This is a genomic window from Pseudomonas fluorescens (assembly GCF_018614775.1).
GTDB classification, from domain to species: Bacteria; Pseudomonadota; Gammaproteobacteria; order Pseudomonadales; family Pseudomonadaceae; genus Aquipseudomonas; species Aquipseudomonas fluorescens_BY.
Window position 1 is genome coordinate 28,613 of record NZ_JAGGOF010000044.1, and the last position, 17,255, is coordinate 45,867.

A 17,255-nucleotide genomic window follows, 5' to 3' on the forward strand; every position below is an offset into this window, starting at 1 on the left:
CATGAAACGTGGCCTTGTAGTCATTGATCTGCAAAGCGAATACCTGCCCACCGGCCAATTACCGTCAATCGGCATCGAAGCGGCTGTCGCGAATGCTGTCCGGGTGATCAGCCACTCGCGACAGATCTCCAGCAGCAGTTGGAAGCCGCTGATATCCAGGAGCTCGTGGTAATAGGTGCCATAAACGAAAGCCGAAGGTGGTCAACGGGCTCAATCTGGTGGCAGGATTGACCTTCGTTGCTTCCGGACTTTCGATAGTAACCCTGAGCCAAAAATAATAGTGTGATGCTCCAGCTTGCCTATTCATTGAAGCTTGAGGGTCTTATTTCACTTTTATTAAATCCTTTGGAACCCCTTCTGTCGGCACGGCCACTCAAGTGCAAGGATGTCGCCGCTCATAGCATCCAGGTCGAGATGTGTCGGAGCGGGAAGTGACTGCTGGATAGGCCACGCAGGCCTCCAGGGTCATTGGCATTCTTCCATCTGCCAATCACTCAGAGGGTAGTGCCATGGATACGATCAATGTCAGTACAAGCCACGCCACTCATGTACCTGATGGGATGCAGCAGGAAGCCGCGCAACAGGTCTCTCATGCACCTAACCTCGGCTCTACCGGGTTAGCGATCAGCGTGCGGCTGCATAACCATTTCGAGCCTCACCTGGAAACAGACCCGGACTCCGGTCAACCCGCTGCGCCTACTTCAAGCGCCCGTAACGCGGAGCTGAACGCCATTCGCAATGACCGTGCCCAACGGCTGGAGGCGCAGGGCAATACCGTCCATGACATGGAAAAGGCGGAGAAAAACGCCTCCAGAGCCGACAGGCTGTTTGCGTCAATAAAGTCAGGGATGGGGGGGACGCCCTTTGCGGCGCTTACCGAGGCCGGCAATTTCCAGCCTTCCATCCTCCAGGTAGCGGGCGTGCATGCCAATACGGTCCGCGAAGCGGCGATAGAAAACGCCATGGCCTGCTTGTATGCCGGTATGGCGGATGCTGCGGGCAACAAGGCGATCGCTGGCTTCAAGCCTGGTTACTACCTTAAACCTGACAGCAACACACTGCACCCGGCGCTTCAAGCCTCTGTGGCGGAAAAGCTGCTGGCATTGGATAAGGGCCCATTGCGCAATGCCTTCGACGAAGCCAATAAGTGGCTGACCGGGTTTGCCGTACGCAATACCGCCATGTACGCCTCGACGCTTGCCATGACGGCTGCTGGCAAAGAGAACCTGGATGCGATCCTGCAACCGGCACTGCGACCGGTCACGGCGATCATCGTGGGCATGGCAATCGAGCATTACAACGTCAGTCGCGACCGCACCAATCACTTGGCTGACCCGGCAATGCTTTACGGTCGTCGAGATGCTGTAGCGGAGGGGCAGGCTCATAAGCCTATCGATCAAGACACTGAATGGCTGGATGACTTCAATACGTTGAAAGACCTCGATGCCACGGCGTTGGTCAAGATGGTTTCCGCGCGGCTGGGTGAAGGCGCGGCGACGGCGCTGAATGCGGTCATCAGCGGCGATGCCTTGAAAGAGATAGCTGACCCGGTCAGCGTTGTAGGGAATGGTCTGTTGATTGGCGGCTTTTCTGCAATGGGCGCGGGCACCACCGCCACGGCCAACCTGGCCCAGTCCAAGGCGCTGGGCAAAATGGCGACTACCGCAGTCAGGGAGGCTGTAAAAAACGTCTTGGGCACCCTTGCTTTCGGGTTGTGGGCAGCAGGGGCCTCGCTCGGTGGATCGTTGCCGAAAAAAGCCACCGCTGCTGTCGATGCGCATGTGCCCAAGGTCGTAGAAGGCAGCGCGGATGCAGTTGGCAGGGTCGCGGTCAAAGGCGGTGAAATTGCACTCAAGACATCGCTCACCAGCGCCAGATTTGCCAAGGAGACAGCTGTTTCAGGCGCCAACCACACCAAACATGCAGTTCAAGCCGCTGGGGGCGGGGTTGTCAGCGTCGCCAGTGCCATCGGCGACGCCTCCCAATCGGCCTGGACCAAAGGCGTTGGCGCCCTGAGGCAACGCGGCGGACGCACCGCTCAAGGCTCGGCTGTTCAAGGCCAGAACATGCCCCTGCAACCGCTCGCCGCTACGCAGACCCAAGCATCGTCTTCGGCGCCCGCGCGTCCCCTTGCTCAAGATGACGGCGATGTCGTATAGCGGTATGCATCCGGCCTTGGGTCATTAAAGCTGGCGCATCGGTGGACATGGGTTGAGCGATCCGGGGTCGGCTGCCCTTCGCTGACCATCATTGGTCTATTAAACCTCTGACCCAGAGGCTGTTTGCAACGTCGAGGCGATGAGTTCGCGTAGCCACATATGAGCGGGATCCCGGTGCAGCCGTTCGGGCCATAACAGGAGCATTTCAAAACCTGGAATGGCGAGTGGAGGCACTTGGACGTGAAGTGCCGGGTCATTTCGCACCAGCCGCTCCGGCACCACCGCAACCAGGTCGCTGTGGGCCAATGCCGAGACGAGCGAGTTGAAGTTAGGCACTGATAATACGACGCGTCGTTCCAGACCTTTGGCTGCCAGTGCCTGGTCGGTACTCCCAACGAACCCGGCGCCATTGGGTGACATAATGGCATGTTCAAGGCCGCAGAACGCTTTGAGCGAGAGCTTGCTTGCCAAGGCGGGATGGCCGCGCCGCCCTGCCAGCACGTAGCGTTCGTGAACCAAAGAGCGCTGGCGCAGTTTTGCCGACGCTTCATCGCGAGTGTGCAGCGCCAGATCGAGCTGGCCGTTTTCCAGATCATGGGCAAGGTTAACCGGATTTTTGCTCAACAGCGCCAGGCGCGTATTGGGGGCCCGGTGCCTGAGCACGGCGAGCGATGGCCAGACTAAAGCGGTTGTCGCGTAATCACTGGCAGCAACTCTCCAGGTCAAATCAGACAGTGCAGGCTCAAAGGTGACACTGGGCGTCAGTGCGCCTTCCAAAGCGACCAGCGCTTCCCGCAACGGCCCGCGCAGCTCACGAGCACGCTCGGTAGGCGACATGCCCCGGGGCCCGGGGAGCAATAATGGATCGTCCAGGATTTCTCTCAGCCGACCCAATTGCAGGCTGACGGTCGGTTGAGCGAGGTTCAGCAACCGCGCCGCCCGTGTCACGTTTTGCTCGGACAACAATGCATCCAGCGTGACCAGCAGATTGAGATCCAGACGGCGCAAGGTATTGTGCATGTAAATACCATATGTTTCGGAAATTCATTTCTATCATATCGGATCCGTCGTTACGGTGAGGCCTACATCCACTTGGAGCCCCTTATGAAACTGCTGCTGATCTACGCCCACCCCGAGCCCCGTTCGCTCAATGGTTCGCTCAAGGATTTTGCGATCGCTCACCTGACAACCGCAGGTCACGAGGTCAAGGTCTCGGACCTCTACGATATGCGTTGGAAGGCGCCTCTCGATCCAGACGACGCCCCAGGCTATGACGACGAAATCCCTTTCAATCCAGCCATGGAATCGCAGCGTGTATTGGCCGCTGGCAGCCAACCGGCAGACATCGAGCAGGAGCAGGCCAAGCTGATATGGGCAGACGCCGTGATCTTTCAATTTCCACTGTGGTGGTTCTCGATGCCAGCGATCCTCAAGGGTTGGGTCGAACGCGTTTACGCCTATGGATTTGCCTACGGTGTCGGCGAGCACAGCGAAAGCCACTGGGGCGACCGCTACGGCGAAGGTCGCATGGAGGGAAAGCGGGCAATGTTGGTGGTCACCATGGGGGGCTGGGAGTCCCATTACAGTGGTCGAGGGGTAAACGGTGCGCTCGATGACCTGCTATTCCCTATCCAGCATGGGGTACTGTTCTATCCTGGGTTCACGGTCATGCCACCCTTCCCTGTCTATAAAACCAGCAAAATGGACGCCGCTCGATTCGAACAGTTATGCGCCGCCTATGCTGCTCGGCTGGATAACCTGTTCGATGATCAGCCCTTGCCATTTCGTCGCCAGAATGCCGGTGACTATGAAATTCCGGCGTTGACGCTCAAAGCGCATCTTGTGCCCGGCCGCCACGACCTGGGCATCCATAGCCTTGAGAGTAAGACGCCTGAAGGCTAGAAATGTGCTGGCAAAGGGTGGGCATTTTCTGAAGGTTGAAGCGGGGGATCGCCGGACGAAGAGCAACCTGGATCGAGTGCGCTTGAAATTAGGCGCTCACCAAATCCTGGGGCTGCCGTCATTCTCAAAAAAACCACACACAGCTCACGGAATTTTCATCTGCTTTGGCCAATCCTGTGATGGCTGGCGAAGGGCCAGCCCCGGAAGGCGTCACGTCGCGCGCCGTCCTGACGCCACCGGAGCCAACCATGAACCTGAGATCTCTCAATATCGCGCGCAGAGCTGCACTTTGCTTTGGTGCAATCACGTTGCTTCTAATCGGGCTGGGAGGGTTCGCCTACGTTCAAATCGACCATTTGCGTACCGCAGAACAAGACATAGAATTAAATTCACTGCCTAGCATTCAAGTAATCGATGACATTCAGATTGCACTTCTGCATGCACGCCTCGAGAGCATCAGAATGCTCGCCAGCACCGACCCCTCCGTTAAAAGCGCATCGCAAGCCAAAGTACGACAAGCAATGGATACGCTGCAGTCTCGCAGCGACTTCTATCGGCATAACCTGATGGCAGGCGATCAGGACCGCGCGCTGCTCGATAATTCTCAAATCGCGATGAACACCTACCTCGATGGACTGAAGCAGGTTATTGCTATGGACACTTCTGACCATGACAAAGCCGTTGCCTTCGCCAACTCGGAGCAGGCTAACCGCGCCAGCGCTTATCAAGAAAAACTCACTGCCCTGCGCGAGCTGAATGCGAAAGATACGCAGCAGTCAGGCGCCACTGCCACGGCAGTCTATAACCACAGTGTCAACGTTCTGATGACTGTTGTACTCGTCGCGCTGACGCTTACCGTCTTCCTCGCTATCATCTTGACGCGCAGCATTGTCGAGCCAATCAATGCATCGTTGAAGCTGGCTGAAGACATTGCCGAAGGCGATCTGACGCGCCAGCTTGAGGTCACCGGCAGAGACGAAGCAGCCCGTTTGATGCAGGCGCTCAACATCATGTCCGAGAAGCTGCGGCGCACGGTTCTGGAAATCGCCGGTGCGTCTACACAATTGAGCACTGCCGCCGTCGAAATGACCTCCATCACTGAAGGCGCTGACCGAACATTGCAGCAACAGAACAGCGAAATCGAGCAAGCCGCTACAGCAGTCAACGAGATGAGCGCAGCCGTCGAAGAAGTTGCTCGCAATGCCACGTCAACCTCTCAGGCGGCCCAACAATCGAGCCTGTCGGCCGACCTGGGCAATAAACGTGTCACCGAGACCCTGGCAGCCATGCGTACGCTGACGAGCCTGGTGGAAGGCTCATCCGCACAAGTCCTGGCGCTGGCTGGCCAGGCCCAAGACATCAGCAAAGTACTGAGCGTCATCAGAGGCATTGCCGAACAGACCAACCTGCTGGCATTGAATGCCGCAATCGAAGCGGCGCGGGCAGGCGAACAAGGCCGAGGTTTTGCAGTGGTTGCAGACGAAGTGCGCGCCCTGGCGCATCGTACGCAAACGTCTACTCAGGAAATCGAACAGATGATCTCGGCGATACAGGCAGGCTCTTCTGCCACAGTAGAGTCGATGCACAAGAGCACCCAGGAAGTGCACAGCACTCGAAAAACGGCGGAGGACGCCGGGCAGTCCTTGCAACAAATCACCCAGGCCGTCCTGGAAATAAACGACCGTAACCTGCAGATCGCAACGGCGTCCGAGCAACAGGCCCATGTAGCCCGTGATGTTGATCGGAGTCTGGTCAGCATTCGCGACCTGGCAGTGCAAAGCAGCGAGGGAACGCGTCAAACGCTCATTGCCAGCAACGAGCTGTCGCAACTCGCGGTGAACTTGAACAATATGGTGCTGCGTTTCAAGACCTGACAGCCCAGCCATGACTCTGGAAGGTCCGCGCAGGACCTTCCAGAGGCTTTAGCCATGCTTGTTCCATAAATAATGGCGAGCGGCTAGTTTCCCACCGTCCTGTATTCGATCGTGAGATGAGTCACCTCATCTACCGCGGTCAACGCGGCACGCACATCATCGGCAGAAAGCGCCTGCGGCCCGTGCACACTGACGATGGCAGCACGGGCTTCTGGCCCCACACGCCACACATGCAGATCGGTTAGCCGGAACTGGCCGGCCTGATCAAGCAGCGCCCGGATCTCTTCGGCAACGTGCTCGTCCGTTTTATCAAGCAATACCGACGCGGTATCTTTCATCAGGGACCACGCCCAGCGGGCAATGACGACTGCCCCCACGATGCCCATGAGCGGATCGAGCCATACCCACCCCAGAAACCTGCCGGCCAACAATGCCACGATGGCCATGACCGAGGTGACTGCATCGGCAAGCACGTGGACATAAGCGGAGCGCAGGTTGTTGTCCTGGCCATGGGAATGACCGTGATGGTCATGGGCATGACCATGCCCACCTGCGCCCAGAAGCAAGGCACTGACGATGTTCACGATCAGTCCGATGACCGCGATCAGGGTCGCCATTGTGAATTGCACCTGGGACGGTTCGAGAAGCCGAAGGACCGATTCGACCCCGATGCCTAACGAGATCAGGCCGAGGATCAACGCTGAGGCGAACCCTCCCAGGTCACCCACCTTGCCGGTGCCGAAACTGTAGGCGGAACTTTCCGAATGCTTGCGTGCGTAAGCATACGCTGCCGCCGCGATTCCCAGTGCGCCGGCATGGGTTGCCATGTGGAAGCCATCAGCCAGCAGCGCCATCGAGCCGGTGATGTAGCCGGCGGATATTTCGCCCACCATCATCACCACCGTGAGCGCCACGACCCACAATGTGCGCTTGGCATTGGCGTCGTGGCCGGCGCCCAGGAAGTTGTGGCTATGAACGGAGTGAGTGCTCGACGTATCCCTCATTTTGAATACCGGCGGATGGCTTCGAGCAGTTCCTCCACGCCCTGCGCCCGCTCCTGATCGGTCAGGCCAGGCTTTGCGACATGCTCCCGGGCATGGTCCTCGATGATTTCGTCGAGCAGGCCGTTTATTGCCCCACGGGTCGCCGCCACCAGATGCAAGGTCTTCCCACAGTCGGCTTCGCCCTCCAGTGCGCGTTCGATTGCCTGTACCTGCCCGGCAATGCGCTTGACGCGCTTGAGCAGTTCTTCTTTTCCCGAGTGTGTATGCGCCATAGCCTACCCCCCTATCCTATATTGGTGGCAAGGATAACATGTGGGCGGGACTTCCAAATGACACGGGGTCTCTTAACGGCCTTTTTACTCAAACCGGATTGCTCCGCTGTCCTTGCTGACATGCAGCCTGGACGACCGCGAGAAGATCCAGGTTACGCATCAGAAATTTTGTCCACCTCATCCGATCGCAACGTCAGCACCGAGACACCCGGCGAAGTCACCGCAACGGTGTGCTCGAATTGCGCGCAGAGCGTCCCGTTCCGGGTAACGACCGTCCAGCCATCTGCCTCGGTCCGCACGTGGCAGGTGCCTTGGTTGAGCATGGGCTCGATGGTGAACACCATTCACCGAGCAGTTGAGTCCGAATCCATAGCCATGTTCATTGCGTCCTCTGCGGCGTCACAAAAGGCGTATCAAGGACGAAGGTTGCGCCCTGCCCTGTCCCATCGCTGTGTACGGTCAAGCGGCCGCCCATTTCCTGGGCGGCTAGCGCGCAGCTGTGCAGGCCGAATCCGTGACCGTCTTTGCGCGTGGTGAAGCCATGGGAAAAGATACGCTTCAGGTTCTCTGGCGCAATGCCCTTGCCGTTGTCCGTCACCGTAATACGGAGTATTGGCCCGTCAGCGAGGGCGGCACCTAGCGTGATGCTCGGGCTGCGATCATTCACCCCGTCCAACGCCTGCCTGGCATTACGAATCAGGTTCACCAGGATCAGCAGCACCCGGTGCCGGTCGAGCAGCAGCAGGGGCAAGTCGGTCATTTCCTTGACCACTGTCACCTCCTGGCGCCCCGGTGAACCTGCACTCATGCGCAAGGCATCCTCGACTAACTCGGGAAACGGTACTGCCTCGACGACACTGCCAGCAACGGCATAGGACTGCTGGGCCGCGACGACGGCTTTGATGTGGTCAATGCCCTTGGTCAGGCGCCCGAGTTCGTCGATGATGCGCTGCTGCTCTGCCGTCACCGCCTCCGCCAGCTTGAGCAGGTAGCCGGGGAGCAGCTTCCCCTTCTGGTCCGTGGTGAGAAAATCGCCCAAGTCATGGACGTGCTCGTTAAGCATCTGCGCCACTTTGCCCAGCCCTTGGGCTTTAGAGGCGCGCATCTGACTGTTCACCGTTTCTGCCGATACGTTGACACTGTTGAGTACGTTGCCGACATTGTGCAACACAGCTGCGGCGATTTCGGCCATGCCCGCCTGGCGGGATTTCGCGTGCAGTTCGGCTTGCACCTGGCTCATGCGCAGCGCCGCGCGAACGCGCGCCATGAGTTCCAATGGCGAGAAGGGTTTGGCGATATAGTCATCGGCGCCGCTCTCCAGCCCGGAGACGCAAGCCTCGCTGCCGCCACGGGCGGTCAACAGGATGACGGGTAAATGGGCGAAACCGGCGCTGGCCTTGATTCTGGCGGTCAGGCCAAAACCGTCGAGTTCCGGCATCATCACGTCCGAGACGACGACATCGATGGGCCGACGCTGCAGGAGTGCCCAGGCCTGCTCCCCATCAGTAGCGGTGACGACGATGTAGTCGTTTTGCAGAAGCTCGCTGAGGTAGCCAAGCATTTCCGGGCTGTCATCGACCACCAGCACCCTGGATGGCGAGGCGTGCCGCGGGTGTGGCTCGTCATCTGCGCCTGCCGCTGACGCTCGGTCGTTGCCAGCGCCATGGCGGCCGTCGTCGAACCGCAGGTGACGCTGTTCGGTTGTGCTCGGCGATGATCGCTCGCGCATATGAGGGGCTTCGGTCGGCAGGGTGTTTTGCCCGGCCCCCAGCGGGAGTCGGACAAAGAAGCAGGAGCCCTGCCCGGGTTCGCTGTTGACGCCCACCTCGCCCCCCATCAATTCGGCCAGGTTCTTGACCAGGGCCAGGCCGATGCCTGTGCCGCTGTAATGGCGCGTGGCGGAGTTGTCGATCTGGGAAAAACGCTGGAACAGCAGCGGCAGCTTGTCAGGCGCAATACCAATGCCCGAGTCCTGCACAGCGAACTCAAATCGCTCGCCATCCAGCGCAGTGACTGCGACGTGCACGGTGCCGCCAGCGGGCGTGAACTTGATGGCATTGCTCACCAGATTGAGAAGAATTTTCTCGAAGTGCCGGGGGTCGAGGAACACCGTGGCGAGCGCTGGATCGATGCTGCAAGTCAACGTGCAGCCTTTGCCCTTGGCCACCAGCGCAGCATCCTCGGCAAGCACCCCCACCGCCTCGTTCAAATCAACGGGCGCCGGACACAACTCGAACTTGCCCGCCTCGGCCTTGGAGAAATCGAGAATGTCGTTCACCCGGTTCATCAAGCGCAGCGCGTTGCGTTTGGCGCGGTCGATTTGTACATGCCAGTCCGTCGGCGCAGTGGCTGCCGCCGAGAGCTGCTCCAGAGGGGCAAGAATGAGGGTCAGGGGGGTGCGCAGTTCGTGGCTGACCGTGGCCACGAAATCGCTCTTTGCCCGATTAGCCGTCTCGGCCTGGTTGCGTGCCTGAATGAGTTCGACGGCCTGCGCCTCCAGCCTCTCGGTCTGCTGGTGCAGCGCCTCGGTCCGTTCGGCGACCATTCTTTCCAGAGAGTCCTGGACTTGCCGTCGTTCGGCCTCGGCCTCGGCCTCCAGTACCTGTATACGCAGGGCATTGTCCTGGAACACCCGTACGGCGCGGGTCATGATCCCGATCTCGTCGCCGCGTCCGGCGCTGGCGATCGCGGCGTTCAGGTCACCGGCCGCAAGCCGGCGCATGACGGAGGCCAGGGCCACGATGGGCTGTGCGACGAACCGCGACGTGCTCCAGGCGATGGCGCCGGCGAGCAAGATGGCAACGGTACCCGCAACCAGCGTCGCAAGCATACCGCGATCATTGTGGACCAGGGCGTCGGAACGCGCTTGGCCAGCGAAGTGCGCGACCAGTTGGCCGGCGCTGCGTGCCTCGTTGCGAACCTGGTCGCGCGCGCCGCTCAAGGCGTTGCTCGCTTGATGGAACCGGGCAAATGCCGCCCGATAACCGGCAATCTGATCGCTGACCGTCAGGGGTGCTGCCTGGGTTTGCAGCCCTACGGACGAAGGAAGAACGCGCGCCAGACGCGCGAGCTCGTCCAGGATGGCGCCGACAGAGCGGGCGACTTCGTCAGACGGGGCCAGGCGAAACGACAGGGTCTGTGCTTCCAGGGTGGCCACACGCTCGGCGAAACGCTTGGACAGCCCGGCTGCATTGTGCAGCAACCCGGTTGCCGCCTGAATGTCATTGGCGTCGTGGGTCACGTGCTCTCCTACTCCACCCAGCATGACCTCAAGGCGCTCGATCAGTTCCTCGGCGGCGGCGAGATGCCGCAAGGCCTCGCTCCCCCGGAGCTTGGGCGCCTCGCCGAGGTGCTGGACCGCCAGGCAGGCAGAAGCGATCGCCGGCACCAACGAATCCAGTGCATCTACCCCCTGGGGCGCCCCCATCATTTCGCGCAATTGCTCGACGACGGCCGGGAGCGCCGTGCACGCGTTGCGCGCCGCCGTGGCCGCTGTCTCATCATCGCTCACCAGCATTCTGGCCACATTGGCGATGATGACCCGTTCGCCATTGCGCAGGATGTCGAGGATGCGATGGGCACTTTCGACGTTGCTCACCCGCGTCTGGTGGTCATCGGCGCGGGCATCAAGTTCTTTCAGCCCATCGGTGATGCCCTGTTCGACGAGGATCGTCGCCTCTCGCATCCGGCCGTAGTGGGCTGTCATGTCCTCCGTTTCGCCATCCATGGTCAGGGTCGCCGCCCGCAAGGCTGCGATCGCCGCGGCGAGTCTCTCCAGGCTGCCCTTGAGCGATTGCGCCTCTGCCGCTGGAATGGCGGTGAGGCCGGCAATCGCCTTCGGCTTGACGCAGGCTTTCCTGATCACGGGTGGCGATGAAGTTTTCTACCCGCCCGGTGGCCCCGTTGACCGAGGCCAGGATCTGCGCAGAATGGCTGGCCGAATCCACCGCACGCACCATGCCCCGCAAGCATAGAGGTTCACGAGCGACACCGTCAGCATCAGGAACACCAAAGCGGCAACCGCCAGGCCAATCCTGACGGCAATGGGTGTGTCCCTCACTGATTTGAATATCGACATGGCGCCTCCCCGTTCGCCGCTACTGCTTCGTAACCTCCGGCAAAGGCGTCGGCGGTGCCGTAGGTTGGGTGGCCCCGTCGATCATCGCCGCCACGGTTGCCTGGCTGTAGAACGGATTGGCCGCGCCGCCCACCGGCATGGTGGCGAGCCAGGCGTCCAGGTCTTTCGCATCGATGCGTACCAGTGGCACCTCGACGAACTTCGGCACCTGCTTGCCCGCCAGAATCTGCTGGGCCACCCAGAACCCCACCTGGGAGACGCTCGGGGAAGCAGACACCGAGACGGTCTCATAGCCATTGGCATCGCGTTCCTGTTTCCACAGGGCGAGCTCGTCCTGGCGATTGCCCATCACGATGATCGGCAAAGGGCGTCCCGCCGCCTTGAACGCCATGGCCGCGCCATAGCCGTCGCCCCCTTGCGTGGCGACGGCATCGATGCCGGGCAGCGACGGTAGCGCCAGCGCCACCTCCTTGCGTGCGACGGACGCCGTCCAGTTTCCGTACACCGTCTTGGCGAACTTCAGGCCCGGATAGTCACCGGCCGCCTTGTGAATGCCGTCGCTGATGTTCTGGTCGGTGGCATCGCCGGCAATCCCGCGGATTTCCAGCAGCGTTCCGTTGCCCTTGAGTCGCCCGGCGATATAGTCCATCTGCACGCGGCCCATGGCCGACCAGTTGTAATCCACGGCATAGACGCAGCGCTCAGTGACCAGGCTGGCCATGACCACCACCACGATGCCAGCATTGCAAGCATCGCGGATCACCCCATTGAGGGCTGTGTCGGACGCCGCCAGAATGACGATAGCGTTGACGCCCTGGACGATCATGTCCTGGATATCGGCCGCTTGTTCCGACGCGGAGTTATTGGCACTGACCACCGGCGCCTCCCGGATCAAGCCATCCTTTTGCGCCTGGAGCGCGATCTCTTGCCAATTGCGCACCATCACCTTGCGGAAATCGCTGCCTGCATAGGAATTGCTGAAGGCAATGCTTTGGTCTGCGGTCGGGCCGCGGGCGATGTCACCGTCGGCCGCTTGGGCTGGACTGGCAACAACCATCACCAGCCCGCTCAGGCAGCCGGCGAAGCGCCACAGCATTTTTCGGATAGGTTTGGTGTTCATGCGGCTCTCCATCGCGCTTGGGTTTACCGGCAGCACTCCAGCTACCCGCCGACAGCGTAGACCGACTTCTCGCCCTGGTCGAAAATGTCGGTCGGCGGCTCGCGGATGTCCGTGAGTGTCATGGCGTAGGGCCGGCGGTGCCTGCAATAGCGATGAGCATAGTCTTAATTCAGGCTTCATCGTGTTAAAGCCCTTGCACACGCCCTGAAACTTGCCGGTACTGCTGGCGCTGTGGCGAACGTAAACAACAAAAGGACTGAAAGCGCCAGACTTCGACAAACCGGTTGATCGCCGTTGGGGCCTGATGTTTCAGAGCCTGAACTGAGAGACCTGCTTATCAAGCATTAAAGCCAGTTGCTCAATGGCGGTCGCGTTACGGGCAGCTTCCGAGATGCCATGACTGCTGCTCTGGGCCATCTGGGCGATACGCTCGACGCTGCGAGCAACGTCCTGACTGGCTGCACTTTGCTCATTCAGCGCGATTGATATTTGATCAACGACGCTGACAATCTGGCTCGCGCCTCCACGAATCTGGTTTATTGCTGTATTGGCCGAGTTCGCCAGCTCCAAGCCACTGTTGACCTGCTCAACGCCGACTTCCATCTGCTTGACTGCATCCTGAGCACTGATTTGAATTTTCTGAATCATTTCGCCGATTTCAGCCGTCGACTTGCCAGTGCGCTGTGCCAGTAGTCGTACTTCATCTGCCACGACTGCAAAACCACGCCCCTGATCGCCCGCACGCGCGGCTTCGATGGCGGCGTTCAGTGCCAGAAGGTTGGTCTGCTCGGCGATTGCACTGATGACGTTCACGATGGAGGTGATTTGATGAATATCTCGGCCCAAATCAGCGATCTGTTGAGCTGAGGCCTGCACCGTACCGGCAATGAGGTTCATGCTCTGCAGGGTGTTTTGAATAACCGCGCCGCCTTCAATCGAGTGCTTGCCGGACTCCGAGGAGATGCCATGGGCTTCGCTGGCGCTCGCCGCTACATGACTGATGCTGACGGTGAGTTCTTCAACGGTGGCAGCCATTGAAGAAGCTGACTGAGACTGATCGGATGCCGCAGACGACAAGTGACCAGAAGCATGTGATATCTCGGTGGCGGAGGCGAGCAACTTTTCAGCGCCGCCCTTTATCGCTGTAATCATGGTGCGCAGTCGAGTTTGCATTTCATTGAAAGCTTCGAGCAGTTTGCCGATTTCGTCCTGGCCGACGTTTTCAATTTTTCTGTCAAGACGTCCAGCAGCAATATTATTAGCCGCGTCTATGGCCAGATTCAGGCGCTTACGAATCGATGAGGACAAGCTTATAGCCACAGCCAGCGCCGCCAGGACTGCAAGCAGACCGCCGATGACCATGCTCAGGTTGGCAAATCGAGCCGCGTCCTCCAGCGCTTTGGTACGCCCATCGAGAAGTTTGCGTTCATCCGCTCGCAAGTCAGCAATCAGCTTGCGCATGTCATCCATCTTGGCCTTGTCCTGACGACCTTTGATGCGCTGGACGACGTCATCGATAGCTGCTTTTCCCGCGACCACCGACCTGCGTAGCGCTATCGAGCCTTCGATATCTTCGCCCAACCACTTCTGCTGTATCGTTTTGATCTGGGTCAACCGCTGCTGCTGGGTAGGGTTATCCGCTGTCAGTTTTACAAGTTCCACAAACGACTGGTCAAAGTCACTCCTGCCCGCTGTCAACGGTGCGAGAAAATCATCTTCACCCGTGAGCGCGAAGCCGCGCATCCCCGTTTCAATATTGGTAAGGCTGATGGCAAGCTTGTTACTGACGTCCAAAACTGTGTAGGTATGAATATTCCATCGAGTGGACTCCTCGATTTTACTGAAGGCATCGCGAACCAATGCAACCAGAATAAAAATAATTAGAATAATCAAGCCAAAACCCAAGCTTAATTTCTGAACAATCGTGAGTCTCGAAAACATGGTTTGGCCTGCATCATTAAATAAATGTCTATTGAGTTTATCGCCGAATTCATCGAAAGCTTGAGCCGCTTTTTTATTGATATTACGCATTCCACCCCTTCCAGCCGGCACTGGTACCCCTGCGCCGCAGTCATCAGGGCTGAGAATCAACGTACCGCTTTGCATCGCAGGGTAGCCCTGGCGGCCTGTTCCCCGCAGCCATCGTCTGGCTGCGTATATATTCCCCGGCCAGCTCGGTTTACCAAGCGCGACCATTGGCTTCGCGCAATGGTTTTTAGAACCAATGACATGGTCGCGCCACCCTTCATCGCCACCTGAAGATTCCCTGAATCGAAACAGTGTGAACACTTTGTCCGATAAGCCATTATTTCGAGTCGTCCATCAAATAAATAACGCTGGCAACTTTATTCAATAAAACAGGGCTCTTCACTGTTAGGGTTGTTTGATTTACGCGGGAATGGCCGAGAGGTAAGGCATAAAAGGAAGGGGTTTGCGCCGTATAGGCGCAAGGTAAGTCTGGAGGGACACATCCGCAGCCACACAAACCTGCGCCCTGACGAAACTGGCCTGCACCTTTTCCTGAAAGAAAAAGTCAACCCGCCGCCAGAACCCCCTCCAAAAACTCGATAAACACATTAATCCGCCTCGATCCGCGATGATTGGGCAAATACAACGCATTGATACAGGTGCTGGCATTGCCCGGGGTGGCGTCGTATTGCTCCAGCAGGCGCGTCAAGCGGCCCTGGGCGACATCGTCGCGCACCAGCCAGTCGGCCAGTAGCGTTATCCCTCCACCGGCGATGGCAGCTTCACGCAGGATGTCGGCGTTGTTGCTCTGCAGGCGTCCCTGCACGCTTAACTGGATGCTTTCATCGCCGGCCCGGAAGGTCCATTGCTGGTGGGTGGCGCCGTAGTCGAAACGCAGGCACTGGTGCTCCAGCAGGTCGTGGGGGTGACGCGGGGCGGGGTGTCGGCGCAGGTAGTCGGGGCTTGCGAGCACCCAGCGTTGGAAGTCCCCTACCCGCTTGCTGACAATGTCCTCGCTGACGACCGTGGAGCCCAGGCGCACCGACACGTCGATCTGCTCGCTCAATAAGTCGCTGACCTGATCGCTCAATGACAGGCTGATTTCCAGGCCAGGATGGCCTTCAAGCAAGCGGTTCAGGTGCGGAGCGATGATGCGCCGACCGAACTCCACCGGCACGCTGACTCGCAGTTTCCCCTGAGCCTCGTCCCCTCGGTCGGCGACGAAGGCGTCAGCTTCGTCGATGGCCTCGATGATTGCGACGGCTTTTTCAAAGTAGGCCTGCCCGGCAACGGTGACGCTGGTGTTGCGGGTCGTGCGGTTGAGCAGACTGGCGCCCAGTTCCTGCTCAAGCCCCGCAACCTGGCGAGTAACCGAAGAAGTGGAAATGCCGAGTTTGCGCGCCGCCGAGGAATAACCCCCGCAGCGCACGGTTTCGACAAACATCTTCAGGGCCAGCAACTTGTCCATAAGGGGTTTCCGATCAAGAACGAACGGTGCCGATTGTGCATCACCGTTCGCCTGCCGTCTTGCATGACGGCGTTCCATCGGACTATTCACTGTCTGCCGGAGCAACTGCAAGGACCTTGCGCACGAGAAACAACACCAGCGCCAAGGCCGGGATCACGGCCACGAACAGCGCCGACCGGCTCCAGCCGAAGTGCTCGTAGAGCGGGCTGGCGACCAGCGAGCCCAAGGCCCCGCCGACGAAGATGCTGGTCATGTACACCGCGTTGAGGCGTGCCCGGCTGTGTGGATCGAGGGCATAGACCTCGCGTTGACCGAGCACCATGCTCAGTTGCACGGCGAAATCCAACAGCACCGCACACACCACCAGCCAGACATAACCGCTGCCGGGCAACGCCGCGATCAACAAGGAAACCGGCGCCAGCACCAGCGCGACCAAGGTGCCGATGCGGCCGTGGCCGGCATCGGCCAGGCGTCCGGCAATCGGGGCGGCAATCGCACCGACTGCGCCGACCAGGGCAAAAATCGCGACTTGGGTCTGGCTGAAGCCGTGATTGCGCATCAGCTCAATGGGAGCGATGGTCCAGAACAGGCTGAAGCTGGCGAACAACAGCCCTTGGTAGAGCGAGCGTTCACGCAGCAGAGAATGGCGCCGCGCCAGCGCCCATACCGAGCCGATCAGCGCCGCATAACTGGCCCGATGAGCAGGCACTCGGCGTGGCAGGGCAACGGCGGTGATCAACGCAATCACTGCCATCAATGCCGCTGCGCTGAAAAATACCCCGCGCCAGCCGAATACCTCCACCAACAGGCTCGACAGCGGTCGCGACAACAGAATGCCCAGCAGCAGGCCGCTCATGATATTGCCCACCACACGACCACGTGTCGCCTCGGGCGCCAGATGCGCCGCCAACGGCACCAGGATCTGCACCGCCACAGAAGTCAGGCCGATCAACAACGAAAACACCAGGAACATTGACGGCGTCTGAGCCATCCCCGCGCACAGCAGGCTGACGCCGGCGGCGAGCGTGAACCCCACCACCAGGCGTCGATTTTCCAACAGGTCCGCCAGCGGCACCAGGAACAGCAACCCCAGGGCGTAGCCGAACTGCGTGAGCGAAACGATCAGGCTGGCATTGGCACTGGACAGGCCAATCTGCGGCGCGATCAGTTCGACGATGGGCTGCGCGTAGTAAAGGTTCGCGACGACCGCGCCGCAACAGAACGCCAGGAACGCGACCATCAGGCCGGAGAGTGAAGTGAGCGGTTTTACGTCGGCCGTGGCCGTTGGGTTGCCCGTGAGCATGATGACACCTCGTCAACTTGGGGAAAGTGTCAGCAAGGCTAAGGGCACCGCTGCCCTGGGAGAATCCGTGCTTCGGACAACTGAGTGATGCGCCGTGCGCAACGAAC

11 protein-coding genes and 5 pseudogenes are annotated in these 17,255 nt (G+C 59.6%); 4 read left to right on the plus strand and 12 right to left on the minus strand.

What is annotated here, in order from left to right; genetic code table 11:
- Position 1: 1 nt before the first annotated feature.
- Both J7E36_RS11860 and J7E36_RS11865 read left to right on the plus strand, forming a co-directional pair.
- Positions 2–121: pseudogene (locus J7E36_RS11860) on the plus strand (cysteine hydrolase); the annotation flags it as partial.
- A 388-nt stretch (positions 122–509) separates the two neighbouring features.
- On the plus strand, positions 510–2,159 hold the full coding sequence (locus J7E36_RS11865) for a RopAA-2 (RefSeq protein WP_215003040.1): 1,650 nt from the start codon (positions 510–512) through the stop codon (positions 2,157–2,159).
- Between the two features lie 99 nt (positions 2,160–2,258).
- Here J7E36_RS11865 and J7E36_RS11870 read toward each other — a convergent pair whose 3' ends face one another.
- Positions 2,259–3,179 carry a LysR family transcriptional regulator gene (locus J7E36_RS11870; RefSeq protein ID WP_215003042.1) on the minus strand — a complete coding sequence of 307 codons (921 nt, stop codon included), beginning with the start codon at positions 3,177–3,179 and terminating at the stop codon, positions 2,259–2,261.
- Positions 3,180–3,263: 84 nt separating this feature from the next.
- On the opposite strand from J7E36_RS11870, the gene J7E36_RS11875 reads away from it, so the two are divergent.
- Positions 3,264–4,061 (plus strand): NAD(P)H-dependent oxidoreductase, encoded by a 798-nt coding sequence (locus tag J7E36_RS11875; RefSeq protein WP_215003044.1) that lies wholly within the window; start codon positions 3,264–3,266, stop codon positions 4,059–4,061.
- Positions 4,062–4,309: 248 nt separating this feature from the next.
- On the plus strand, positions 4,310–5,935 hold the full coding sequence (locus tag J7E36_RS11880) for a methyl-accepting chemotaxis protein (RefSeq protein ID WP_215003046.1): 1,626 nt from the start codon (positions 4,310–4,312) through the stop codon (positions 5,933–5,935).
- Between the two features lie 83 nt (positions 5,936–6,018).
- On the opposite strand, the gene dmeF is transcribed toward J7E36_RS11880, so the two are convergent.
- The 11 genes and pseudogenes from dmeF to J7E36_RS11915 all read right to left on the minus strand — a co-directional run bounded on the left by dmeF (position 6,019) and on the right by J7E36_RS11915 (position 17,148).
- Positions 6,019–6,939 carry a CDF family Co(II)/Ni(II) efflux transporter DmeF gene (gene dmeF, locus J7E36_RS11885; RefSeq protein ID WP_215003048.1) on the minus strand — a complete coding sequence of 307 codons (921 nt, stop codon included), beginning with the start codon at positions 6,937–6,939 and terminating at the stop codon, positions 6,019–6,021.
- The gene (locus tag J7E36_RS11890) at positions 6,936–7,211 is read right to left on the minus strand and encodes a metal/formaldehyde-sensitive transcriptional repressor (RefSeq protein ID WP_215003050.1); all 276 of its coding nucleotides are present in this window, start codon (positions 7,209–7,211) and stop codon (positions 6,936–6,938) included. The genes dmeF and J7E36_RS11890 overlap by 4 nt, the downstream gene beginning before the upstream one ends.
- 152 nt (positions 7,212–7,363) lie before the next feature.
- A pseudogene (locus tag J7E36_RS25280) lies at positions 7,364–7,555 on the minus strand (type I methionyl aminopeptidase); the annotation flags it as partial.
- 35 nt (positions 7,556–7,590) lie between these two features.
- Positions 7,591–8,478 (minus strand): sensor histidine kinase, encoded by an 888-nt coding sequence (locus J7E36_RS25550; protein ID WP_435304172.1) that lies wholly within the window; start codon positions 8,476–8,478, stop codon positions 7,591–7,593.
- Positions 8,452–8,940: pseudogene (locus J7E36_RS25555) on the minus strand (response regulator transcription factor); the annotation flags it as partial. The gene J7E36_RS25550 and the pseudogene J7E36_RS25555, both read right to left, overlap by 27 nt.
- Before the next feature lie 51 nt (positions 8,941–8,991).
- A pseudogene (locus tag J7E36_RS25560) lies at positions 8,992–10,938 on the minus strand (ATP-binding protein); the annotation flags it as partial.
- 370 nt (positions 10,939–11,308) lie between these two features.
- Positions 11,309–12,409 (minus strand): ABC transporter substrate-binding protein, encoded by a 1,101-nt coding sequence (locus tag J7E36_RS11900; protein WP_215003052.1) that lies wholly within the window; start codon positions 12,407–12,409, stop codon positions 11,309–11,311.
- Positions 12,410–12,718: 309 nt separating this feature from the next.
- Positions 12,719–13,582, minus strand: a complete 864-nt coding sequence (locus J7E36_RS25565) for a methyl-accepting chemotaxis protein (RefSeq protein ID WP_435304173.1) — start codon at positions 13,580–13,582, stop codon at positions 12,719–12,721.
- Positions 13,574–14,605, minus strand: a pseudogene (locus tag J7E36_RS25570) (CHASE3 domain-containing protein); the annotation flags it as partial. The gene J7E36_RS25565 and the pseudogene J7E36_RS25570, both read right to left, overlap by 9 nt.
- A gap of 337 nt (positions 14,606–14,942) precedes the next feature.
- Positions 14,943–15,845, minus strand: coding sequence for a LysR family transcriptional regulator (locus J7E36_RS11910; RefSeq protein WP_215003054.1), 903 nt, complete (start codon positions 15,843–15,845; stop codon positions 14,943–14,945).
- 82 nt (positions 15,846–15,927) lie between these two features.
- Positions 15,928–17,148, minus strand: coding sequence for an MFS transporter (locus J7E36_RS11915; protein ID WP_215003056.1), 1,221 nt, complete (start codon positions 17,146–17,148; stop codon positions 15,928–15,930).
- Positions 17,149–17,255 lie beyond the last annotated feature (107 nt).